Source organism: Collinsella aerofaciens, from assembly GCF_015670745.1.
Lineage (GTDB): Bacteria > Actinomycetota > Coriobacteriia > Coriobacteriales > Coriobacteriaceae > Collinsella > Collinsella aerofaciens_T.
On sequence record NZ_JADPCH010000006.1, the window covers coordinates 1 to 23,053 of the forward strand.

The 23,053-nt window shown below is 59.3% G+C and carries 20 protein-coding genes and 1 riboswitch; of the genes, 10 read left to right on the top strand and 10 right to left on the bottom strand.

Annotated elements, in window-relative coordinates; translation table 11 throughout:
• Nucleotides 1-261: 261 nt before the first annotated feature.
• Nucleotides 262-1,266: a nucleoid-associated protein gene (locus I4W07_RS03250; RefSeq protein ID WP_022094136.1), complete on the top strand. Its 1,005-nt coding sequence runs from the start codon at nt 262-264 to the stop codon at nt 1,264-1,266.
• Nucleotides 1,267-1,399: 133 nt separating this feature from the next.
• On the opposite strand, the gene dapD is transcribed toward I4W07_RS03250, so the two are convergent.
• Genes dapD through dapA form a run of 3 tightly spaced genes read right to left on the bottom strand, consistent with a single transcriptional unit; the run spans nt 1,400 to nt 5,201 of the window.
• A complete protein-coding gene (dapD, locus tag I4W07_RS03255; protein WP_230317452.1) occupies nt 1,400-2,119 on the bottom strand; it encodes a 2,3,4,5-tetrahydropyridine-2,6-dicarboxylate N-acetyltransferase in 720 nt (239 codons plus the stop codon).
• 39 nt (nt 2,120-2,158) lie between these two features.
• Nucleotides 2,159-2,899 (bottom strand): 4-hydroxy-tetrahydrodipicolinate reductase, encoded by a 741-nt coding sequence (gene dapB, locus I4W07_RS03260; RefSeq protein ID WP_196025600.1) that lies wholly within the window; start codon nt 2,897-2,899, stop codon nt 2,159-2,161.
• Nucleotides 2,892-5,201, bottom strand: a complete 2,310-nt coding sequence (gene dapA / locus I4W07_RS03265) for a 4-hydroxy-tetrahydrodipicolinate synthase (protein WP_196025601.1) — start codon at nt 5,199-5,201, stop codon at nt 2,892-2,894. Before dapA ends, dapB begins: the two co-directional genes overlap by 8 nt.
• Nucleotides 5,202-5,266: 65 nt before the next feature.
• Nucleotides 5,267-5,435: riboswitch (Lysine riboswitch) on the bottom strand.
• Nucleotides 5,436-5,580: 145 nt separating this feature from the next.
• Between dapA and I4W07_RS03270 the strand changes: the two genes are divergently transcribed.
• The 5 genes from I4W07_RS03270 to I4W07_RS03290 all read left to right on the top strand — a co-directional run bounded on the left by I4W07_RS03270 (nt 5,581) and on the right by I4W07_RS03290 (nt 9,642).
• Nucleotides 5,581-6,768: an amidohydrolase gene (locus tag I4W07_RS03270; RefSeq protein WP_196025602.1), complete on the top strand. Its 1,188-nt coding sequence runs from the start codon at nt 5,581-5,583 to the stop codon at nt 6,766-6,768.
• Between the two features lie 2 nt (nt 6,769-6,770).
• Nucleotides 6,771-7,094, top strand: a complete 324-nt coding sequence (locus I4W07_RS03275) for a hypothetical protein (RefSeq protein WP_195502970.1) — start codon at nt 6,771-6,773, stop codon at nt 7,092-7,094.
• Between the two features lie 164 nt (nt 7,095-7,258).
• Complete coding sequence (locus I4W07_RS03280) at nt 7,259-7,702, top strand: FxLYD domain-containing protein (protein WP_195544165.1); 444 nt, start codon at nt 7,259-7,261, stop codon at nt 7,700-7,702.
• Nucleotides 7,703-7,912: 210 nt separating this feature from the next.
• Entirely contained in the window at nt 7,913-8,173 is a 261-nt protein-coding gene (locus I4W07_RS09130; protein WP_230317453.1) for a hypothetical protein, read from the top strand.
• A gap of 71 nt (nt 8,174-8,244) precedes the next feature.
• Nucleotides 8,245-9,642, top strand: a complete 1,398-nt coding sequence (locus I4W07_RS03290) for a serine/threonine protein kinase (RefSeq protein WP_196025603.1) — start codon at nt 8,245-8,247, stop codon at nt 9,640-9,642.
• 39 nt (nt 9,643-9,681) lie between these two features.
• On the opposite strand, the gene I4W07_RS03295 is transcribed toward I4W07_RS03290, so the two are convergent.
• The gene (locus tag I4W07_RS03295) at nt 9,682-10,815 is read right to left on the bottom strand and encodes a coiled-coil domain-containing protein (protein WP_196025604.1); all 1,134 of its coding nucleotides are present in this window, start codon (nt 10,813-10,815) and stop codon (nt 9,682-9,684) included.
• Between the two features lie 234 nt (nt 10,816-11,049).
• A complete protein-coding gene (locus tag I4W07_RS09305; protein ID WP_328291086.1) occupies nt 11,050-11,652 on the bottom strand; it encodes an MOSC domain-containing protein in 603 nt (200 codons plus the stop codon).
• A 252-nt stretch (nt 11,653-11,904) separates the two neighbouring features.
• Between I4W07_RS09305 and I4W07_RS03305 the strand changes: the two genes are divergently transcribed.
• Both I4W07_RS03305 and I4W07_RS03310 read left to right on the top strand, forming a co-directional pair.
• Nucleotides 11,905-13,161, top strand: a complete 1,257-nt coding sequence (locus I4W07_RS03305; RefSeq protein ID WP_195361204.1) for a carboxylate--amine ligase — start codon at nt 11,905-11,907, stop codon at nt 13,159-13,161.
• Nucleotides 13,162-13,245: 84 nt separating this feature from the next.
• Nucleotides 13,246-13,992, top strand: coding sequence for an aspartate/glutamate racemase family protein (locus tag I4W07_RS03310; RefSeq protein ID WP_040358337.1), 747 nt, complete (start codon nt 13,246-13,248; stop codon nt 13,990-13,992).
• Nucleotides 13,993-14,116: 124 nt separating this feature from the next.
• On the opposite strand, the gene I4W07_RS03315 is transcribed toward I4W07_RS03310, so the two are convergent.
• The 5 genes from I4W07_RS03315 to I4W07_RS03335 form a co-directional block, all read right to left on the bottom strand.
• The gene (locus I4W07_RS03315) at nt 14,117-14,863 is read right to left on the bottom strand and encodes an energy-coupling factor transporter transmembrane component T family protein (RefSeq protein WP_196025605.1); all 747 of its coding nucleotides are present in this window, start codon (nt 14,861-14,863) and stop codon (nt 14,117-14,119) included.
• On the bottom strand, nt 14,856-16,607 hold the full coding sequence (locus I4W07_RS03320) for an ABC transporter ATP-binding protein (RefSeq protein ID WP_196025606.1): 1,752 nt from the start codon (nt 16,605-16,607) through the stop codon (nt 14,856-14,858). Before I4W07_RS03320 ends, I4W07_RS03315 begins: the two co-directional genes overlap by 8 nt.
• A gap of 213 nt (nt 16,608-16,820) precedes the next feature.
• On the bottom strand, nt 16,821-17,393 hold the full coding sequence (locus I4W07_RS03325) for a hypothetical protein (RefSeq protein WP_196025607.1): 573 nt from the start codon (nt 17,391-17,393) through the stop codon (nt 16,821-16,823).
• 399 nt (nt 17,394-17,792) lie between these two features.
• On the bottom strand, nt 17,793-19,724 hold the full coding sequence (locus tag I4W07_RS03330) for a C69 family dipeptidase (RefSeq protein ID WP_196025608.1): 1,932 nt from the start codon (nt 19,722-19,724) through the stop codon (nt 17,793-17,795).
• A 408-nt stretch (nt 19,725-20,132) separates the two neighbouring features.
• On the bottom strand, nt 20,133-21,050 hold the full coding sequence (locus I4W07_RS03335) for a diacylglycerol/lipid kinase family protein (RefSeq protein ID WP_196025609.1): 918 nt from the start codon (nt 21,048-21,050) through the stop codon (nt 20,133-20,135).
• Between the two features lie 98 nt (nt 21,051-21,148).
• On the opposite strand from I4W07_RS03335, the gene rnd reads away from it, so the two are divergent.
• Complete coding sequence (gene rnd, locus I4W07_RS03340; protein ID WP_006234315.1) at nt 21,149-22,282, top strand: ribonuclease D; 1,134 nt, start codon at nt 21,149-21,151, stop codon at nt 22,280-22,282.
• A gap of 64 nt (nt 22,283-22,346) precedes the next feature.
• Nucleotides 22,347-23,051 carry a zinc metallopeptidase gene (locus I4W07_RS03345; protein ID WP_196025610.1) on the top strand — a complete coding sequence of 235 codons (705 nt, stop codon included), beginning with the start codon at nt 22,347-22,349 and terminating at the stop codon, nt 23,049-23,051.
• Nucleotides 23,052-23,053 lie beyond the last annotated feature (2 nt).

Below are 23,053 nucleotides of genomic sequence, written 5' to 3' on the forward strand. Positions count from 1 at the left end.
CGATATACGCCGTGATGCGCGACCGGGTGCCCTACCGGGAGTAGCCCCGACGGTTGACAAAACTATAGGAACACCCAGATCGACATGCCCGCTGCCGGCAAGAGCTTGGCAGAACAGCTCGAGGCTTGGCAGTCCGAGCTCCTGCGCTAACCATTGGTGCAAAGCAACCTGTCCCCGATGCACCAATCTTCGATGCGCCTGGGGCGGGATCGACCGCTATACTGGTTCGTGCCGAAATCGATCTAGAACGGAATGCCGTATATGAAAATCAATCACGCGATTCTGCATATCCTGGACTTTGACTCTGCCGTCAACGTTATGAGCCAGCGCGAGCTCGATATCGAGAGCCGCACCGTGCGTAATTTCGTAACCACGCACCTGCGGCGCGCTCGTACCTCGGCCGACAACAAACGCGCCACGTTTGCCGAGAACTCTGCGTTTGGTGGTGAGCTCAAGGGCTATTTCTTTGGCGAGCGCGAGTTCGTGGACCTGTCGCAGCAGATTGCGGAGTTTATCTCCTCCGAGCTCACCAAAGCCGAGAAAGCCGAGTCCACTGACGTGCTTGTGGCGGACTTTGATGACGATGAGGATGCCCGCTGGTTTGCCGTGATGCTGCTGGGCTCCAAGCAGGCATTCATGCACGAGGTGGGTCGCGAAGAGGGCGAGGTGCGTAACGACATCGCGCGCCACTATGCCATTCTGCCGAACCCTTCGCAAAAGGTGCCGAGCTATGCAATCGTGCGTGCAAGCACCATGGAGATCGGCTATGTGGATAAGAAGCGCAAGATTGCCGGCGAGGATCGCATGCTCATTCCCGACGGCCTGCTGCAATGCGACACGGGCGTTTCGGGTAAGGAGGTCATCGACACGGTGACGCGCGTGGTCGAGGAGGTCGCTGAAGAGCACGGCGCCAACACGGCCGTAGCGCTCGCCAAGGTCAAAGCCGCCGTTGCCGAGAAGGTTGAAGACGACGAGGAGCTGCCGCCTTGGGATATCGTCGATGAGGTCTTTGAGGACGAGCCGGTTATCAAGGAGAGCGTGCGTGCGGCACTGACCGAGGAGAAGGTGCCCGAGCGCGTGCCCGTGGAGCGCAAGCAGGTCGAGCGCGCGGCCGTGCGCAATCACAAGATCCGTACCGACACGGGTATCGAGATCAGCTTCCCGGCCGAGATGGGTTCGAACTCCGAGTACATTGAGTTCGTCAACGAGCCCAACGGCCTCATTTCCATCGAGCTCAAAAATATCGGTAGCATCGAGAATCGATAAGTTGCGTTGCGCCTACAGCGAGAAAGCAAAGGCCGAAGCCCTTCGGGACTTCGGCCATTTTGTTTAGGGATGAATTATCCCGCAGGTTGAGCATACGTCAGCGAAAACGCGGTTTGTCAAAACCGCGTAACTATTAAAGCTGACGTAAGCCCTCTTCCAGTCCGGTCTTGCTGTTGGTCTTCTCGTCGCGCATCTTGATGACGCGGGCGGGGACACCGGCCACGACGGCGCCGGCGGGGACATCCTCGACGCACACAGCGCCGGCGGCAACGACAGCGCCCTTGCCTACGTGCACGCCCTCCAGGACCACGGCGTTGGCGCCGATCATGACATCGTCCTCGATGATGACGGGCGTGGCGCTGGCGGGCTCCACAACGCCTGCCAGCACGGTGCCGGCGCCGATGTGGCAGTTCTTGCCCACGGTGGCGCGGCCGCCCAGCACGGCGCCCATATCAATCATGGAGCCTTCGCCAATGACGGAGCCGATGTTGATGATGGCGCCCATCATGATGACGGCGCGATCGCCGATCTCGACGCGGTCACGGATGATCGCGCCCGGCTCGATGCGGGCGTTGATGCCCTTGAGGTCGAGCATGGGCACGGCAGAGTTGCGGCAGTCATTCTCGACATCGTAGTAGTCGATGGAGTCGGCATTGGCATCGAGGATGGCCTTGAGCTCATCCCAGTCGCCAAAGACGGTCTTGCCGCGACGGCCGCCGTAGACATGTGCGTCGCCCCAGGCAACCTTCATGCCGGGCTTCTCGCGCACGTACAGCTTGACAGGTGTCTTTTTGGGCGCGGTGGCGATGTAGTTGATAATCTCCTGGGCATCCATCTCGGCTGCGTTGCTCATTTGCTATCTCTCCTTTGGGTGGATTCGGTTGATACCTGGTTAGGCAAACATGACCTGGTCGAACGTATAGAAGCCGGGTTCGCGGGTGACGAGCTTCTGGGCGGCGGCCAGGGCGCCGTTGACGAAGATCTGACGGCTCGTGGCGCGGTGGGTGAGCGTGACCTCCTCGTCCTGGCCAAAGAAACTCACTTCGTGGACGCCGGCGACAGTGCCACCGCGCAGCGAGTGCATGCCGATCTCCTTGGGATCGCGCGCGCCGCACATGCCCTCGCGTCCGTAGACGGGGTGGTAGCCTGTCTCGGGCTCGGCCTCGACTACGGCGTCGAGCAGCAGCTTGGCGGTACCGCTGGGGGCGTCGACCTTTTGGTTATGGTGCGTCTCGACGATTTCGCAGTCAAAGCCGGGCAACTCGCGCGTGGCCTGGGCCACTAGATGACGCAGGGCTGCGATGCCGATGGAGTAATTGCCCGAGTGCATAACGCGGGTGTTCTGGCCCAGCTCGCGCAGACGGTCCATCTGCTCGGGGGTGTAGCCTGTGGTGCCCGAGACCAACGCCGCGCCCGTGCGCTCGACATAGGCGACGACGGCATCGAAGGTCACGACGTTCGAGAAGTCGATAATCACATCGGCAGCCGGTGCGTTCTCGAGCTTGCTCAAATCGAAGCCAATCTGGGCCACGATATCAAAAACGGGTTGACCGGCGGCGTCGACAACGCCCTCGGCGGTGGTGCGGATGAGCGAGCCCATGCGGCCCGTTCCCATAATGACGGTCTTAATCAAGCAGACCAGCCCCCTTCAGAGCATCGGTAAGTGCAGAGCGCGTGTCGTCTGCCATGGGGCACAGCGGCATGCGGTAGTTTGCCTCGATCATACCCATCTGGGCGAGCGCCTCTTTGACGGGGATGGGGTTGACCTCACTAAAGAGGGCATTGATGAGCGGCTGGCCGGCAATTTGGATATCGCGGGCACGCGCCACGTCACCGTCCAAATAGGCACGGCACATGTCATGCACGAGCTGCGGCTGCACGTCTGCCCACACGCTGATGGTGCCCGAGGCGCCCAGGCTCATGAGCGGCACGGTAAGCGCGTCCTCGCCCGAGTACATGCGGAAGTCGTCTGACAGCAGGTGGGCGATCTTGGCCGCGTAGGCGACGTTGCCCGAGGCCTCCTTAATACCCATGATGTTGGGGTGCGCGGCCAGGCGCTCTACGCTGCGCTCGCTGATACCGCAGCCGCAGCGGCCGGGGATGTTGTACAGGATGCAGGGGATGTCCACGGCATCGGCGACGGTCTTAAAGTGCTGATAGATACCCTCTTCGTTGGACTTGTTGTAGTAGGGGGTAATGAGCAGCAGGCCGTCGGCTCCCAAGCCCTGGTAAGTAAGCGACTTGGTGAGCATGGTCTGCGTGGAGTTGGAGCCCGAGCCGGCAATGACGGGGACGCGTCCTGCAACATGCTTGACCACGGCGGCGACGACGGAGTTGTCCTCGTCGTCGGTCATCGTGGCGCTCTCGCCGGTGGTGCCCAGGGTGAGGATGGCGTCGGTGCCGTTTTGCAGGTGGAAATCGATAAGGCGCTCGAGTGCGTCAAAGTCGACACTGCCATCCTTTTTAAACGGCGTGACGAGGGCGACGATTGAGCCCTCGAGATTGCGGATGTCCATGTTCTTCTCCTTCGCGTCCGCGATCTGGATGCGTTTGTTCCATTGGGTGGCGACTGCCAGGCGCTCGTCTTGGGCGCGACGGCGGGCACTTTCAGCGCGCGACTTGGCCAGCAGCTCTCGGCCGCTCGGCAGCACGTCGAACGTGGCAAAGTAATCGCCCGGGCGCTCGGCGCGGCGGATGAGGTCGGCCGAGCCATCGGGGCGCAACAGGACCTCGGCGGAGCGCAGGCGTCCATTGTAGTTGTAGCCCATGGAGTAGCCATGCGCACCGGTATCGTGAATCACAAGCAGGTCACCCATGTCGATATGCGGCAGCTCGCGATCGATGGCGAACTTGTCGTTGTTCTCGCACAGATTGCCCGTGATGTCGTAGGTGTCCGTGACGGGCGCTGTGGTCTTGTCGTCGCCACCCGGCTGGCCCATCACCGTAATGTGGTGGTAAGCGCCATACATGGCAGGACGAATCAGATCGACGGCACTGGCGTCCACGCCGATATAGTCCTTGTAGATCTGCTTCTCGTGGATGGCCTTGGTGACCAGGCATCCGTAGGGGCCCATCATAAAGCGACCCATCTCGGTGCAGATCGCCACATCGCCCATGCCGGCGGGGACCAGAATCTCGTCGTAGGCTGCGTGTACGCCCTCACCGATGGCGTGAATGTCGTTAGCCTGCTGCTCGGGCAGGTAGGGGATACCCACACCGCCGGACAGATTGATAAAGGCGACATGTGCGCCGGTCTCGCGCTCCAGGCGCACGGCAAGCTCAAAGAGGATGCGTGCGAGTTTGGGGTAGTAGTCGTTGGTGACGGTGTTGCTGGCAAGGAATGCGTGGATGCCAAAGTCCTCGGCGCCCTTGGCCTTGAGCATGCGGAACGCCTCGAAGAGTTGCTCGGTGGTCATGCCATATTTGGAGTCGCCCGGGTTGTCCATGATGCCGTTGGAGAGCTGGAACAGACCGCCTGGATTAAAGCGGCAGCTGACCGTCTTGGGGATGGGCCCCGCAACGCGCTCAAAGAAATCGATGTGGCTGATGTCGTCAAAGTTGACGATGGCACCCAGCTTGTCGGCGAGCTCAAAGTCGGCAGCCGGCGTGTCGTTGGACGAGAACATGATGTCGCGTCCCGTGATACCCAGTGAGCGGGCGATCATAAGCTCGGTATAGCTCGAGCAATCGCAGCCGCAGCCGTATTCGTTGAGAATGGAGATGAGCGCCGGGTTGGGGTTGGCCTTGACGGCAAAGTATTCCTTAAAGCCCGGGTTCCATGCAAAGGCGTCGCGCACTTCTTGCATGTTGCGGCGGATGCCCGCCTCGTCATATAGATGAAACGGCGTGGGGAACTGCTCGACGATATGCTCGAGCGTCTCCTTGTCCACAAACGGCTGCTTGGCCGCATATGCCTCGTTGGGGGTCAATGCCATGTCCCGTAAACCTCGCTATCCAGACGGCGCCATCTGCGCATCGAATCCGCATAGCGTGGACCCAATGTCCGGATAGCGCTCCCGCATTGCTGCAGACAGTCCTGTGGGTGTTTCCCACAGGCCCACCAGGTTGTTCGTGCCCGAAAAACCCAGTTCGGCGGGTTTCGCCTCCCCACGGGGTCAAAGCCTGCTGGCTCGCCCGCGGTTCTTCGTGCCCGCGCCTCTATCAAGTGGTAAAGACCCTATCACGTTGCACTTTACCAAACAAGAGTATTTGTATATAACGTTTAAAAAATGCAGCAATATGCTGGAAACATGTGTGCCACAATCCTGTATCACAATATTGTGTGAATGGATATGCCCCATGAAAGGATCCTTTATGACCGAGCTCCAAGAACTTCGTCGCTATCGTCGCGACCTGCATCGCATTCCGGAGCTCGATTTCGATCTTCCTCAAACCATAGCCTATATCGAGGGCGTGCTCGCTTCGCTTGCCTGTGAAGTGACCCATCCCTGCCCCAGCTGTGTTTGTGCTTTCTTCGACGCTGGCACGGGCGCCGCGCATGCCACGGCGATTCGCGCCGATATGGACGCACTGCCCATCGCGGAGGCGACGGGTGCGGCCTTTTCCTCGAAGCATCCCGGAAAGATGCACGCTTGCGGACACGATGGACACATGGCCATGGCCCTTGCGGCGGCAACCTTTGTCGATCGCACGATTCGTGAGCAGCCAGGTGCCATCAAGCGCAACGTGCTCTTTGTGTTCCAGCCTGCCGAGGAGACGACTGGTGGCGCCAAGACAGTTTGCGAGAGCGGTGTGTTCGAGCGCTACGGGGTCGACCGCATTTTTGGCTTTCACGTGTGGCCCGATCTGCCTGCCGGCACGTTGGCGAGTTGTTCCGGTCCGCTGCTGGCGCGTTCGAGTGAGACACACATTCATATTCACGGGACGAGCATCCATATCGCTAAGACCTATGGCGTTCCGGTCGAGGAGTCGCACGATGCGGCGCTGGCGGCTGCCAAGTTCTTGGTTGCCGAGCGCGAACTGATGGACGAGCTGGGCACCGACGAGCCCTGTATCGGTAAGTTTGGTCTGCTGCAGGCCGGTACGGTTTGCAACGCGGTGGCGGGGGAGGCCCATGTGGCCGGAAGTCTGCGTGTGTTTACGGACGACATGTTCGACCGGGCGCGCGAAGGCGTGCGCCGCGTGCTGGACGATGCCTGTGCCGCAACGGGCTGCACGTATGATCTCGACTTTGCCGAGGGCTATCCGCCGGTCGACAACGACCCCGAGTTGTTTGCCAGCGCCGCGCCTGCCTTGCCCGGGCTGCAGCTTGTGGAGGAACCGCTGCTGATCGCCGAGGATTTCGCGTTCTATCAACGCCATCTGCCGGGCGTGTTTTTCCTGCTGGGCACGGGTATGCCAGAGGACCAAGACAACCCGAGTGATTCGGATGGCTGCCCCGCCTATGCCACAAGTGCTCTGCATACCGATAGCATGCTCTTTGACGAGGAAATCCTACTCAAAGGCCTCGATGTCTATAAACGATTGCTTGTGATGGAGTGACGATGGAACGACGCCGACAGTCTGCCGTATATAGTCCGGGTGGATGCGGGTGCGGTTTGCTGCTGCTTCCGGTTATTGCTGTGAGCATTGGCGTGATGTTTGCGCTTGCCGGGCTTGCCGCGGCGGCGCTCGTGCTGTTTATCACTGCCATCGGCGTGACGATTTGGCTCTGCCGCAATCGCGAGCAACGCCGTGCCGACGGTAAAACCAATGTCGGCTGGGTCGTCTTTCTGATCATTGCGTACCTGCTGAGTGCCAGCTACCTTGTTTTCTTTGTCCTGTTGATGATCAGTGCCTTTACCGGGGAATCCGTCACGGTGGGTTGATGCGCTGCCAGCAGACGGTCGCGCAAAGTGCGTTTGCTCGGCGTTTGGATAACTGCATTGGCCGTTTATCGCAACCTTAGCTCTCAGCTAATGAATTCAAGTTCAATCCTTCCTACGATGTGCTGTGTGCCGGCACGGTAGCCGGATCGTGGGAAGGATGCATAATGGCAAAAGAGGGAAAGAAGCCGATCGGCAAGATCATTCTGGGTGTCATCGTGGTGCTTGTTGTTGCCGGCGTCGTAGGTTCTATGGGCGGTAACTCGTCTGATTCGTCTACGGGTGATGCAGCAAAGCCTGCCGAACAGACTCAGCAAGTCGAGGAGCAAAAAGAGGCACAAGAACCCTATACGGTTTCGGATGAGGCCGGGGATGCGTCTAATCAGTTCGCGTATAAGATCACTGGCACATTGACCAATAATACGGATAAAGAGCAAAGCTACATTCAGATTGAGTATGTTCTGTATGACGCAGACGGCAATCAGGTGGGAACGGCTCTTGCGAACACCAACCATCTCAAAGCGGGCGGCACCTGGAAGTTCGAAGCGATGAGCACGGTATCTCCCGACCAGGTTGCCAGCTGGGAACGTTCTGACGTGAGCGGTTTTTAACTAGAATTAAAAACATGGTTACTATGCGAGCTGGGGGGTGAGGCCATATGCCCGATAAGAAGCTAACCGAAGAGTTGCTCAACGAGCTGCTCGATGCTCCGAGTATCGAGGGCTATATCAAAGAGCACGACTTTACCGCCCCGTCGCTTTCGGGGTATCTGAAACAGCTTTTGGAAGAAAAAGGGGCTGGAGCGTTCGCGCGTGGTGCGTATGGCCGACCTCAACGAGACGTTTGGCTATCAGATCTTTACCGGTGCGCGGCATCCGAGCCGCAATAAGGTGCTGCAGATTGCCTTTGCCATGGCGCTGACGCTCAAGGAGACCAACCGCGCCTTGACGGCGGCGGGCGTCAATGTCCTCAACTGCGAGGACCGCCGTGACGCCATCATCATTTTCTGTATCGATCGTGGCTGCAGCCTGCAAAAGGTGAACGAGGAGCTGTATCGCTTTGATGAAGAGACGGTGAGCTAACAGCTAGCTGCCGGCGGAAGCGGTGTTCACGATATTTAGAACGTGCAGGGCACGGGCGTCATGGGGCGTCCGTGCCCTGCGTTATTATGGACGCTATGGATACTCAGAGCTCAACATATTCCGATGATGAGCTGACTGCTGCGCTCACCGGACACCTGGCGTCACTTGAGCGTGATGACAGTTATCGCGTAGACCGTGTGCTCAAGCACTCCGACGTCGAGACGACCGAGCTCGTGTACTTTGAGGGCTCCGGCGGAGGATCTCTTGGCCCCTTTGTTCGCAAGCGCATCGACGCGTCGGCCCAGATTGGCGGGGCGTATGAACGCCTGTTTGCGGCCCAGCATGCTGGGCGACGTTACGAACACTTGCCTCGGATTGTCGATTGCCGCCGCGTGGGCGACGAGCTTTGCGTGGTCATGGAATACATCGAAGGCGAAACGCTCGGGGCCCTGGTGGGGCGTTTGGGTGCGACGCCCGATTATGCTTGTGAGCTGTTTGGCGCCCTTTGTGATGCAGTTGCGGAGCTCCATGCCGGCTTTGCGTCGGCGGGGGAGATGGCCGCTCCGGTGATCCATCGCGACCTAAAGCCCTCGAATATCATCGTGTCGGGCGCAAACTATACGCCCGATACAGGCATGACGTTTTCATCGCTGGTGATTATCGATTTGGGAATCGCTCGCGTGTGGCGCGAGGGAGCCGATGCCGATACCGTTAAGTTTGGCACGCGTCCCTATGCGCCGCCCGAGCAGTATGGTTTTGGCCAGACGAGCGTGCGCAGCGATGTCTATGCGCTCGGTGCCCTGCTGTTCTTTTGTCTGACGGGGGCCGATCCCAAGCCAGGTCGGAACATACGCGAGCAATGCAAGGCACGTGACGTCCCCGCCTCGCTTGCCGATGTTATTTGCATGGCGATGGCGCTCGATCCGGACAAGCGCTTTGCAAGCGCGAAGGCGCTAGGGCACGCTGCACGCGCATCGTATGCGTCGTCCGCGCCGAATGCTGCTTCCTTTCAAGAGCCTCCGGAGCGGCGAGCCGTGTGCCCTGCGCCCGTGCTCCCCACGGATCAGTCTCAGGGTGGATTGCCGTTGGTGCCTGAGCGCCCGAATTTACTCTCCCGCATTCCCGACACCGTTGGGCGCATTTGGAACGCATTCGTCTATCTTTCGCTACTTGTTTTCTTTGCCGGAAGCCATTTTGCCGTTTTTCATCCTACGGGCGCCAACCAAAACTACCCGATGTGGTTTCTCGCGATTGAGTATTTTATCTTCGTCGACGGTCTCGTAGTGCTCATCCATTTTGTGATGCTCGACAAACGCCGCCTTCGCCGGCGGTTTGAGCTACTCGATAGATACCGCGGTAAAAAGCTTGCAAAGCTTTGGCTCAAGGCTATGGGTGTGCTCTTGTTGGCAATGATTATCATTGTTGCCATTGCAAACGCGACTGGCGTCGTCGATACCTCCGTCGCGTAAAAGAAAAAGGGCCCCAATTGGGGCCCTTTGACGTTGATCTTAGATGCGGTTCATCTGAGCGGCGACTTTGTTGTACCAGTCCTGCCACGTGGGCGGGCAGTACTTTTTGGCCGCTGCCGGGGTAAGGGTGGAGCCGTAGTTGGCGCCCAGATAGGCAACGTGGGCGGAGATGCCCTCGCTCCAGCTGCCAAAGCTGCGCCAACCGCCGCCACGGGCACTCCAGCCCCAGGCGTTGTAAGAATTGGCGCAATAAGCACCCTTGGTGCTCTCGATGCAGGCGATGGCGGGGGACCAACGGGGATCGACACCGGTATTCCAAGCGGCGACGGCAAAGTTATAGCCCTGGCCTGCCATGGGGGAGCCGGCGAGATAATTGTCGATGCGGCTCGTCCACTCATTAATGAACGAATCGTAATCGGAACTACCGGTATTGGCGTTGTTTACCGTGGTGTCGATGGTGGTGTTGGTGTTGGTGGCCTGGCTGCTGGAATTGCTGCCGCTTACGCCCTCGCCCGAGAGCTTCTCGGCGGCAGCGGCCTTATCGGCCTCAAGCTTGGCAAGCTCGGCGGCATTTTCCTGCTCGGCTTTTGCCTGTGCCTCGCTGCGGAGCTGCTGGGCCTGCGCCAGCGCATCCTCGGCGTTTTTCTGCTCTGTTTCAAGCTGAGACTTGGCCTGCTGGAGCTCAGCCTTGTTCTGCTCGAGTTCGGTTTGCATGTTATTGAGCTCTTCGATCTCGTCGACGCTCGAGCTCGTGATCTGGTTGGTGTATTTGCAGGTCGTGATGAACTCACCCAGGCTCTGCGCGTTGACCAGGAAGCTCACGATGGGGTTGGTGCCCTTCTGATACTTGTACAGATCGCGCATGGCGGAGCTTGCCTTGGCCTGCTGCTCGGGAAGCTTGGCCTCGATTTCCTCGATGCTTGCCTCATTGGAGTCAATCTGCTTTTGCAGGTCATCGAGTTTGGTGCGGGCGTCGTTGTAGGCGCTCGTGGCGGCTTCGATCTTCTGCTGGGCTGCGGAAAGCTGGTCCTGCGTTGCCTGCGAGGCGGCATACGCCGCAACGGGGGAGAGCATCGGCGTGGCCGTCAGCGCAACAGCGAGCGCGGCGCTCGTGATGATACGAGCCGGCTTCGACGCAATGAGCGCTGCGGTGCGATGATTCGAATGCTGCATCCAGTCCCTCTGCAATCAATCGTAGGTTATGGTTCGAACGGTATTCTACTACTGCTTTCGACCTCAACTTGAACCTTAAAGGTTCCAAAGGGTCAAGTTGAACTTGAGGCTTTGGCTTTGACCTGCAGTTATGATGAATTGTTGAGAAACCATAGAGTTCAACTTTAACGTTACAGAGCTCTGTTTGAGAGGAGTTTTGGGCTGTAAAAGCCATCTCAACGTGGGGTTTTATAACTACAGCGTGCCCTTCTGGCGAGCCTGCTCAATCTCTTCGAGGGCCTCGGCGGGGGTGAACGAACAGGTGCCGTCGCCGAGTTTGATTACCTGGATATCGTCGCCGGCGTAGACCTCTCCGCCCTTTAGTACCACGCCAAAAACGCCCTCGTGGGGAAAGATGCAGTCGCCGGCGAGATAGTAGATGGCACAGCGTGTGTGGCAGACCTTGCCGATTTGGCTGATTTCGACAAGCACCTCGCTGCCAAGCTTGAGCTGTGTGCCCAAGGGGAGCGAGAGCAGGTTGATGCCCCGGGTTGTGAAGTTCTCGCCAAAGTCGCCCTCGTGCACATCGAGTCCGCGGGCCTGCGCCGTCTGGATGGACTCTGCGGCCAAAAAGGAAACCTGGCGGTGCCAATGCCCGGCGTGTGCGTCGGAGGCAAGGCCAAATTGTTCTATAACGGTGTCGTGTCCATCGGCGACGGGCGACTTGCGCGTGCCCTTGTGTGCCGACGTGTTGATCGAGACGATGCGGGCGGGTCCGTTGTAGGCGTCGTTTGCCGTGCACAGGGGAGCGGTCGCTTTTGCACGTTCCGCCAGCTCGCGCCTCGCGGCATTGAGGATGGGATTATCGGTCGGATGGTCTTGGGGTACGTGTGCGCCTTTCGCTCGAAGATGTCAATACGCTGAATCCTACAACAACGGTAGGTTCATTGCCTATTGTCATACAACGGTGGGCGCCGTCTTCGTGCTGGACGATTACGTCGATTGCCATAGATACGGTGGAGCTTTGGGCGCCGGCGGCTTGGCACGCTAGAATAAATCAGTTGCGCAAAGACCGCCCGTTGTGTGGGCAGTTCATGATAGGAAGTTTCCATGGCATTGCAATTTACAGAGCGCGAGTTCATTCCCGTGCTGCTTGGTGGCGACATCAACGCCTATTCGGTGGCGCGCGCCTTCTACGAGGAGTACCAGGTCAAGAGTCTGGTCTTTGGCAAGTATCAGACGGGTCCCGCGTACCGCAGCCAGATTATCGACTACACGCCCAACGTGGATATCGACACCATGCCCGTGATGCTCAAAACCGTCAACGGCATTGCCCAAGCGCATGCCGACAAGACGATTGTCCTTGTGGGCTGTGGCGACAACTATGTCGCTCTCGTGGCTCAAGCCAAGGATGCTCATGAGCTGGCGGATAACATCGTCGCTCCCTACGCGCCCTACAGCATGCTCGAGCAGTGCCAGAAGAAGGAGATCTTCTACGAGCTGTGCGAGAAGCATGGCGTGCCCTATCCGCACACGTTTACCTTTACCAAGGCGATGCTGAACGCCCAAGGCGAGGCACCTGCCGAAGTGCTCGACCAGATCGATTTTCCTTACCCGATGATTCTGAAGCCTTCTGACGGCATCATGTGGTGGCAGCACGAGTTCGAGGGCCAGAAGAAGGCCTATGAGATTGCCGACCGCGCCGAGCTGGAACAGGTCATTCGCGATTCGTATGCCAGCGGCTACACCGACGATCTGATCTTGCAGGACCGCGTGCCCGGCAACGACGAGTACATGCGCGTGCTCACCAGCTATTCCGACCGCAACGGCAAGGTGCGCATGATGTGCCTGGGCCATGTGCTGCTCGAGGAGCATCAGCCCCACGGTGTCGGCAACCATGCCTGTATCATTACCGAGCCCAACGACGAGCTCATGGACGGCGTGCGCAAGTTGCTCGAGGACCTTCACTTTGTGGGCTATTCCAACTTTGACGTTAAGTACGACGAGCGCGACGGCTCGTTTAAGTTCTTCGATTTCAACACGCGCCAGGGTCGCAGCAACTACTACGTCACCAACAGCGGCTTTAACGTTGCCAAGTATGTGGTGGACGAGTATGTGTTCAACCGCCCGTTTGAGCCGGAGTTTGTGACGGCGCAGGACGAGGCGCTGTGGATGGTCGTCCCCATGGGCGTCGTCGACAAGTACGTCAAGGATCCCGAGCTGCGCGCTAAGGTGCATCGCCTGGACAAGGAAGGCAAGGGCGCCGACCCTTCGTTTATGAAGGGCGACTTTGTCTTTAACCGCTGGCTGCGCATGTGGCACACCAAGCTGCGCCACTTTAAGCTGTTCAAGACGTATTACAAGTAGATGAGTGCGGCGCCCGTCCGGTTTACATCGGGCGGGCGCGGGTATGATACGCGCAATTGCGCAAGCGTCACCAAGGAGGCGGCGATGGAAAAGCTGGGAGTTATCGGCGGCATGGGCGCCGAGGCCACGTCGTATTACTACGACCAGGTGGTACGTCATACGGCTGCTGCCTGCGATCAGGAACATATCGACATGGTGGTGCTCTCCAAGTCGACCATGCCCGACCGTACGCTGGCCATTAAGACCGGCGAGCATGCCAAGCTGCTGGCGACCATGAAAGAGTGCGCCCAGGCACTCGAGTCGCTGGGCTGTGCGCACATTGCCATTCCCTGCAACACGTCACACTACTTCTACGACCAGATCCAGTCGTTTACGAAGGTGCCGATTATCCACATGCCGCGTGAGTCGGTGCGCTATGCTCTGGCCGGTGCGGTGATGGGGGAGTGCGAGTTCGACCCCAACCTGAGTATGCCGGCCGAGCCGGTGCACAAGATTGGCATTATGGGAACCGATGGCACCGTGGGCGCGGGCGTCTACGGACGCGAATGTAAGGCTGCGGGTGTTGAGGTTGTCTATCCCAGCGAGAAACGTCAGAACGATGTGATGTCGCTTATCTACGATGATGTGAAGGCCGGACGTGAGCCCGATATGGATAAGTTCGACCGCGTGATGTGGGAGTTCGCCCGTAGCGGCTGCGACCGCGTCATTCTGGCCTGCACCGAGCTCTCGGTGCTGCAGAAGTACCGAGAGATGCCCGAGATCACCCTCGACGCCATGGATGTCCTGGTGCGCGAATCCATCATCCGCAGCGGCGCCCCCTACCGCCTCTAGCTTCCGGCCTGTCAAAAAGGGGCAGGTTAATTTTGGTGGGTTTATCTGGTGAAACAGTAAAGGCCTCGGCTCGTTTGGTGCGAGCCGAGGCCTTTTGCGTTGGGCGGTTGCTGTCGGTGGTGAACTAGAACAGGAAGCCGATGGCGATGAGGGCGATGCTGACGATGAGCACGGCGATGTCCAGGCCCTTGATGGGGTAGCGCTTGTACGAGCTGGCGCGCGTACGCAGATAGAAGCCGCGCTGTTCTGCCGCCAAGGCTGTGGCATCGGTCTTGCCCACGCTCGAGATGAGCAGTGGCACACACAGTGGCAGCATGAGCTTAAGCTTCTTGATGGGGTTCTTGGTGTCGTACTCGACGCCGCGTGCGGTCTGCGCCTCCATGATGGCATTCATCTCCTGACCAAACACCGGCACAAAGCGCAGCGCCGTGGTAAAGGTGAAGGCATAGCGATACGGCACGTGCAACACCTCGACGCAGGCGTTGGCAAGGTCGTTGAGCTTGGTCACCATGAGCATGAGGATGAGTGGTAACGCCACACCCAGCAGGCGAAGGCAGGCCTTCGATCCTGTGATGAGACCCGTGTCGGTGATAAAGCTCCACACCACGTTGCCATCGCGCATAAAGGCCAGCTGGAGCACCAGCATGATAAGCGCGAGCGGAATCAGCAACTTGAGCAGCGAGAACAGACGGTCGACGACACCGGCATAGGCACCCAGCGCAAGGGTGAGTGCCAAAAAGCCCAGCAGCGCCACGTAGGTGTCGGACAAGAAGATGCCGACGATGATGGCGGCGGCGAGGCCCAGTTTGACGACGGGATTCAGGCGATGCAGCAGCGTATCGCCCGGCATGTAGTCGATGACGTTAACCACGGTGGACCATCTCCTTGGTAATTCGAACGACATCGGTGACCTCGCTCACCTGCGCAAAAGCGGGCGAGACGGAAGATGCCAGACGGCGCGAGAGTTCGATGACCTGGGGCGGCTCAACGTAGGCACGCCGCATGAGATCGATGTTCGAGAACAGCTCGTGCGTGCGGCCGCGGTCGAGGATGCGACCGTCGGCCATTACCACAATGCGCTCGGCAAAATCCGAGACGACTTCCATATCGTGGCAGACCATGATTACGGCGCAGCCACGCTCGGCCATGGTGCGCACTGTTTCCATGACGGTCATGCACTCGCGGTAATCAAGGCCGCTCGTGGGCTCGTCGAGCACCACGATTTTGGGCTCTACGACCACGACGGAGGCGAGTGCCACCATTTGTCGCTGACCGCGCGACAGCGAGAAAGGCGCCTCATCGGCGGGCAGACCAAAGCGGTCGATGACGAGCTGAGCACGGCGCAGTGCCTCGGCGCGGTCGATGCCGGCAAGCTCCAGGCCAAAGGCGACCTCGTCGAGTACGGTATCCTTGCAGATCTGGCGGTCGGGGTTTTGGAAGAGCGTTGCGACCTCGCGGGCGATGCGGCTCGTGGGGACGGCTGCTGTATCCAGTCCCGTGACGCGCACGCTGCCCGAGGCGGGCTTGAGCAGACCCGTGAGCAGCTTGGTGAGCGTGGTCTTGCCGGCACCGTTCTGGCCGACGATGCCCACGAGCTCGCCGGGATAGAGCGTCAGGCTAAGGTCGTGTACGGCGGCGCCGCCATTGGGATAGGCAAACTCAACATGGTCGAAGGTGAGTACGGGTTCGGCGTCCTTGGCATGAGGGCGCAACGACGGTGCATGCGGGGAACCGGCGGGCGCCTGGGCTTCGATAGCCGCGCGTGCGGGGTCGACGATGCCCGAAATCAGGCGCTCGGCCTCATCGACATCCAAGCAAGGGGTACCGCTTACCAGGCCATCGGCCTCGAGGCTATTGAAGATGCGCGTGACGCGAGGGCAGTCGACGCCGATGGCACGGAGCTCGTCGGTATGCGCGAAGACCTCGTGTGGCTCGCCCTGCAGCGCGATTTCGCCATGGTTGAGCACGAGCACGCGGTTGCAGTACTCCGAGAGCAGGGCGACCTTTTGCTCAACGACGACGATGGTGATTCCAAGTGCGCGGTTTGCCTCACGCAGCGTCTCGAAGACCAATGTGGAGCTGGCGGGGTCGAGTGCCGCGGTGGGCTCGTCGAGAACCAAGACGCGCGGACGCATGGCGAGGATGGCGGCGATGGCTACCTTTTGCTTCTGTCCGCCCGAGAGGGTTGCGATCTCGCGGTCGCGCAGGTCGCTGATGCCGACGGTCTCGAGCGTTTCGCTCACGCGCTGCTCGATCAGGTCGTGGGGAACGCCAAAGTTCTCGAGGCCAAAGAGCATCTCGTCCTCGACGACCGAGGCGACCATCTGCGTGTCGATATCCTGCAGCACGCTGCCGACGATCTGTGACACGTCGGTCAGCGAGACCTCGCAGGTGTCATGGCCGTCAACCATGACGGACCCAAAGAACGCGCCGGTGTAGTGGTGGGGCACGGCACCTGACAGGCAGGCGGCAAGCGTGGACTTGCCGGCGCCCGAGGGCCCGATGATGCCGATGAAATCTCCCTTGTTCACGCTGAGCGAGATGTGGCTGAGCGCCTGCTCGGTCTGCGTGCCATAGGAGAACGAGACATCGTCGACGTTGATGATCGTTTCCATGGATACCTTTCATAGTCATTGGGGACAGTCTTAAATGACCAGTTGTTTAAGACCGTCCCAAAAAAGCTCGTTGTTTGGGACGGTCTTTGGTAGTGAAGCACGGAGACGGCTTTACGAGGGGCCCCAGGTTGGCGCGAAAGAGGAGCGAAGCGTACTTGGGTACGCGAGCGACGAATGAACGCCAAGATGGGGTGGCTCGTAAAGCCGAGCGGGTTAGTTGAGCCTAAGGGCCTTCTGGATGGGCAAGTAGAGGGCGCCGACCAGAATGGCGTTAAAGACGGCGGTCATGGCAACGACGGGAAGCATGGCAGCGGCGAGCTCGCCTACCACGCCGAGCATGGCCATCTTGATGACCATGAAGATGGCGCCGGAGACAAAGGTGGTCAGGAAGGTTGCGACAATGGCGATGGCGGGCTTGACCTGACCGTTCTTGCCGGCGGCGTTGACGATGCCGGCCATGAGCATGGCGGCGATGCCCTCGGCGGCAAAATCGACGAACGGCGAAGTGGTGGTGATCTGGATCACGGCAGCCGAGATGAGGCCAATGACGAGCGCCTGGCCGATGTTGGGACGAACGACCAGGATGGTGAGGCAGAAGGCCGAGATGATGAACTCGGGGCTGATCATGCCGCCCGAGATGCCCGAGATGGCCTTGCCGACGGTGAAGTTGAGGATGAAGCCGGCGGCGAGCAGGATGGCAAGCAGGACGAGGGCGCGGACATCGAGTTTGCCACGGTCGGCGGTCTGGACGGTGCGGGGCTGGGTGGCGGTGGTGTTCTGAGACATGGTGAAAATCCTTTCGGAATGGGAGTGCAAGAGAAAAACGGAGGCGCGTGATGCGAATGCAATCGGGCTCGAGATAGAAAAAGGCCCCCGGTCGAAACCGGAGGCCTTCCAATCACCTAGAGCGCAAAACAGGCGTGAGGGACTCACTGTCGACCGATCGTATTCGCATCACGCCACCACCAGTTGTTGAGAGACTTCATTGTGTTCTTCATGTTGGTGGCTCCTTTCGTGATGCCATGGCGCGGTCGCACCTAGTTGCTGTTGCGCTGCACTATAGCACAGCAAAGTGTGTGCGGGGAAATCTTTTTTGAAAAGATTTCAGGCGGGTTTCCCGTCGGTCAAAAAGGCGGGTTAAGCGGGCGAGGCTGCCATTGCTGCCTCGCTCGCTCAGCTAAGACGTTACTCCTTATTGCGACGGTAGAGGAAGTAACCGCCCGCGGAGATGACGGCAACGCCAGCGATGGCGAATGCAGCCACCACGCGGCCATCAAAACGATCACCGGTGGTGGGCAGGCCGCCCTTGGTGTTCGTCTTGTTGGTGGTTACCGTGGTCGTGGTGTCCGACTTGCCAGGCTTCTCGGGCTTGGTGGTGGGCTGCTCGGGCTTAGCGGGCTGCTCGGGGGTACCGGGCTGCTCAGGAGTACCAGGCTGATCAGGGGTTACCGGGTCGGTGGCAAGAGCGTCCTTGGCGTAGGTGATGGACACCTTGAGGCCGTTGGTCTCGGTGTTCAGATCGCTCGGAGTGAAGGGCTGGTCGAAGTTTTCGGCCTTCTGATAGGCGCGCATCTCCTGGAGCAGCGCCTTGCACTTCTTGTAGGTGTTCTCGGTAGCAGCCTTGCCGGCCTTGTTGGCCAGGGCAGTGCGGCCCTCGGTGGTCGTCTCGGCCAGCATGGCGGTGTCGACTTCCTTGTTCTGCTCGATGAGCTCGTTCTGGAGCGCATCGAGGTAGGCGCGGACGCTGATACCAAGGGTGTCAGGGTTCTCAAAGCAGAGCGAGCTGATGTCCATGAGGACGTAGTTGATTGAGTTCTCGGGCTCCTCGTTGTACACGACGTCAGTCTGTTTGCAGTGATCGAAGGAGACGGTCTGATCGCTGAAGTACGGGCTGACCTCAGTTATCAGAGCGGAGTACAACGGGATGGCGACGGAGTACGCGGCGCGGGAGAGCATTTCCCACTGGATGGTAGCGACTTCGGGGTCATACCCGCGACGAATCTGGAAGAGGTTGATCTCGGTGTTGCGCTCGCTGCCGATGCAATAAACACCATCAGTGTTCGCGTTGAGGCCAGGGACGTTCTCGCCGCGGTTGCCGAAGGCGCGAATCAACTCGAAAGTGCTCCAACCAGACTTGCCAGGCTTGAAGAACAGGGGCTGGATTTCGCTGACCATGGCTCCCTTTTGGTCAGGTTTTCCTTTCTCCTTTACTGTGATAATGTCGTAATCTGTGCCTTCGGTCAGCTGACTACCAAAATAATCGCGGCCTTGCACATAGCGGGACCACTGGTTTACGCCGGAATCGGCGAGGCTTTCGCCATACGTTTGGGCGACATCGAATTTGCCGTCAGCGGAGTATTTGGCGAAACCCTTTTCTTCGGGCATGGATTGGATCTTTTCAGAGTGGAGGCAATTCTCGGTGTCATTGAGGTCGACATCGTAGTTGAGGCTCCCGATATTAGGGTTGAGCGACGCGACGTCGTCAGCGAGCTTCATGGCGATCCACTGATGGGCGGAAAGTGTGGCGAACAGCCAGGTCTCGTTGTTGTCGGCGATGATGATCTGGTCGTTGGTGCAGACGCCTTGATCATCGATCAGGCTGCCGAGAAGCTCGACGCCCTCGCGGGCCGTGGCGCTCTCGCCCAGGATGATGCTGCCGTAACTGTACTCGCCCAGACCCACTTCCTCATCGATGAGGTCTGCTGCAGCGGCCTCCTCGTTATAGGAGGTGCTTAGCGTGGCGGAGCAGGAGACGCCCTTCTCGTTGATGCCGGCCTCGGAGTAGGCGTCGGTGCGACCCATCCAGTTGGAGGGGTGGTCGCGTACATAGCTGTAGCGATAGGTAGGCTTGTTCGAAGTGTATTCAAAAGCAGATTCAATCGAGCTGTACTTAAAGCCAGGTTCGTGGGCAGGTTCGATGCCGTAGTGCTTAAGATAGCGCTTGCCAAAGTCCTCGGCGCGGCCGTAGTACGTGTTGCCGTCCGCCGTGAGCTTGCTGCCCATGTAGATCTGCGTGCAGGCGAGCGCAGACGTCGGCATGGACATGATGGTTGCGGCTCCAAAGGCGAGGCCTATGCCAAGCTTTTTGAGCGCGTTGACGGGGTGAGTTTTCCTCATTTTCCCTCCCAGCGTGCGAAAGCTCTCCGTTGCCAGAGAGCTTCAGCCAATAAAGACACCCCATTAGCGTAACGAACTGGAAACAATATTCATCTATGAAAGAAACTTACTCGATAAGCGTAATGAAATATGCGATGAGTGGTTAATTATACTCGGTTTGTAGCTTTACTTTAATAAAGACGTCCTGCAATTACCGTACCTGAATAAAGCGCCTTGCACGGGGCGCAAAGAAAATCCCCCGCTGTTTGGCAAATGCATAAACAGCAGGGGAGACGATAATTGGATGAATATCATACCAATGTGGAATTACTTCTTCCGGCGGTGGATCACGTTGATCGCATAGCCGACGAGCATGGCCAAAACGATGATGATAAAGCCGAGTAGGGGATTGTCGTTCATAGGGTCCTCCTATTTTCCGAGCGGGGAGAATTCGTCGACGATGAGGTCGAGGCATTGCGGAAGCGCGCGGGCTCCAAAGACGCCCGAATTGCTGGAGATAATCTCGCCATCGAACTGCATGCCCAGCGACGGGGTGCAGGTGATCTTGGCTTCCTTGGTCTGGATGATCTTGAACTGCGGGCGGCCGAGTACCTTGCCGGCGGGGTCGAGTGCGGCGGTGATCACAGTCGGTAGAAGCTGCACAGTTTTTACGGGTTCGATGACCGCAATGTCGACCATGCCATCGTTCATACGGCAGTCGGGGAACAGGTTGATGTCGTTTTGGATGACCGAGGTGTTGCCGGCCATGCAGCAGATGCCGTCGAGCTCCTCGACAATGCCGTCATGCTCAATCGTAAAGTGCGCCACCGTGGGATTGGGCGTGGCGAGCGCGGAGAGGAAGTAGGCGATCTCGCCGATGTCGTTTTTGGTGGGGTCGGCCTTCATCATGATCTCGGCGTCGAAGCCCGAGCCGGCGATGATGATAAAGCCGTGGCGCTTCTCGTTGCCGTTCTCGTCGAGCCAAAAGAGCTCACCCATGTCGACTTTGACCGTGCGACCGGCACGGCAGGCCTTGGCGAGCGCCGCTGCCTCGGGGGCATTGCCGATGTTGTTGAAGAACAAGCAGGCTGTGCCGGAGGGGAAGACGAGCGTGGGGACACCGCACCCGCGCATCTGGTCGAGCACGTTGGAGACGGTGCCGTCGCCGCCCGAAACGACCACGCGATCAAACTCGCGCACGTCTGCCACGGCATCCTCGGGCTCCATGCCATCGCCGATAAAACGCATCACGACCTCGTCGCCGCCCTGCGCGAGGGCGTGCGTGAATGCGTAGATTTCATCTGAGCTGGGGCCCGATGCCGGGTTGTGGATGATAAGGCAGCGCATACTTACGTTCCAGTTCTGTGACTAACCGAGTATAGTTGTAAGGCAATGCCGATATCCTACCCGTGTTTTTCGGGCCTAACCTTATTCGATGGGTTGATATGTACATTTCCACACATCAGGCTCTACTCGACTTTTGCCAGCGCGCCCGTGAGTTCGACGCGATTGCCGTCGATACCGAGTTTTTGCGCGAGCGCACATTCCACCCGCGCCTGTGCTTGGTTCAGATTGCCACCCCTGCCGAGAGCGTAGCGGTCGACCCTCTGGTGATCGACGACCTCTCGCCGCTGGCCGAGCTTATGGCCGACGAGAGCGTGACCAAGGTCTTCCACGCGTGCTCGCAGGATATGGAGGTCATGCTCCATACCGTGGGCGTGCTGCCACGACCGATTTTCGATACGCAGGTCGCCGCCGCCTTTTTGGGCGAGCGCCAGCAGATTTCGTATGGCGCGCTTGTTCAGACGTTCTGCGGCGTATCGCTGCCCAAGACCGAGTCGCTGACCGACTGGTCGCGCCGCCCGCTGACCGATAAGCAGATTGAGTATGCGATCGATGACGTCAAGTACCTGATCGTCGCCTATACCGAGATGATGAGCCGCCTGCGCGAGCTGGGCCGTGTGGACTGGGTGCTCGATGAGCTGCGCCCGCTGGCTGACGAGTCGCACTATCGCGCCGATCGCCACGAGGCGTTCCGCAAGGTCAAACGCATCAATTCGTGCAGCCGTCACCAGTTGGGCATCGCGCGCGAGCTCGCCGCCTGGCGTGAGGACCGCGCCGAACGCCGTAACATCCCGCGCAAGTGGGTCATGTCCGACGACACGCTGCTGGCGCTCGTCAAGCGCAATCCTGTGCGCGTTGAGGAGTTCCGCAGCATCCGCGGCACCGATCAGCTGGGGGAGCGCGATGTGGACGGCGCGCTCATGGCCATCAAGCGCGGCGCGAGCTGCCCGCACGATCGCCTGCCGCTCATGGTGCGCGGGCACCGTCAGATTTCGCCGGAGCTGGAGAGCGTGACGGACCTGATGTATGCGCTCATTCGCCTAGTTGCCGAGCGCTCGGGCGTGGCGACCTCGGTCATTGCCTCGCGCGATGACCTGGCCGACTATATTGAGCACCCCGAGCAGAGCCCCCTGCGCGAAGGCTGGCGTTTTGAGCTTGTAGGTTCGCGTCTGGACGATCTGCTTTCCGGCAATATGGGGTTGACGGTGAAGGACGGCAAAATCGAGCTCCTGTAGGGAAGCCTAGTCGGTTGAGTGGGTAAAATGCCTCCAACGTGTAACTCGACTCGGAGGAATTCGCATGCCTTATTACTATGGATACGGCTTTGGCATCGACCCGCTGTACCTGCTGGTTGTTCTTGTCTGCACGGTGCTTGGCCTTGCCGCACAGAACTATATCAACTCGACGTACAAAACCTGGTCCAAGGTTCGCTCGGACGGCGCCACGGGCGCCACGGTCGCTCGCCGCATGCTCGACGCCAACGGCTGCAACGCCGTGGGTATCAAGGGTGTCGCTGGTGAGCTCACCGACCATTACAACCCGCAGGACAACAACTTATATCTGTCAGACGCCAACCGTTCTGGCGGCTCGGTCGCAAGCGTTGCTGTCGCTTGTCACGAGGCAGGCCATGCCGCGCAGCGTCAAAGTGGCTATGCCATGATGAAGGTACGCACCGCCCTCGTGCCGGTCGTCAACTTTACCCAGAACACCTGGACCATCGTGTTGCTCATGGGTCTGTTTATGAACATCGCGGGACTCACGACCCTCGCACTGATCTTCTTCTCGTTTAGCGTGTTGTTCCAGTTGGTTACGCTGCCGGTCGAGATTGATGCCAGCCGCCGCGCCGTGGCGTATATCGAGCAGTCGGGTATGAGCTCCAAGCAGGTCAACGGTGCCAAGAAGGTGCTGACGGCAGCCGCGCTTACCTATGTGGCCGCAGCGCTCACTTCGATCATTCAGCTGCTCTACCTTATGGCTCGCTACAACAGAAACTCCAACCGATAATA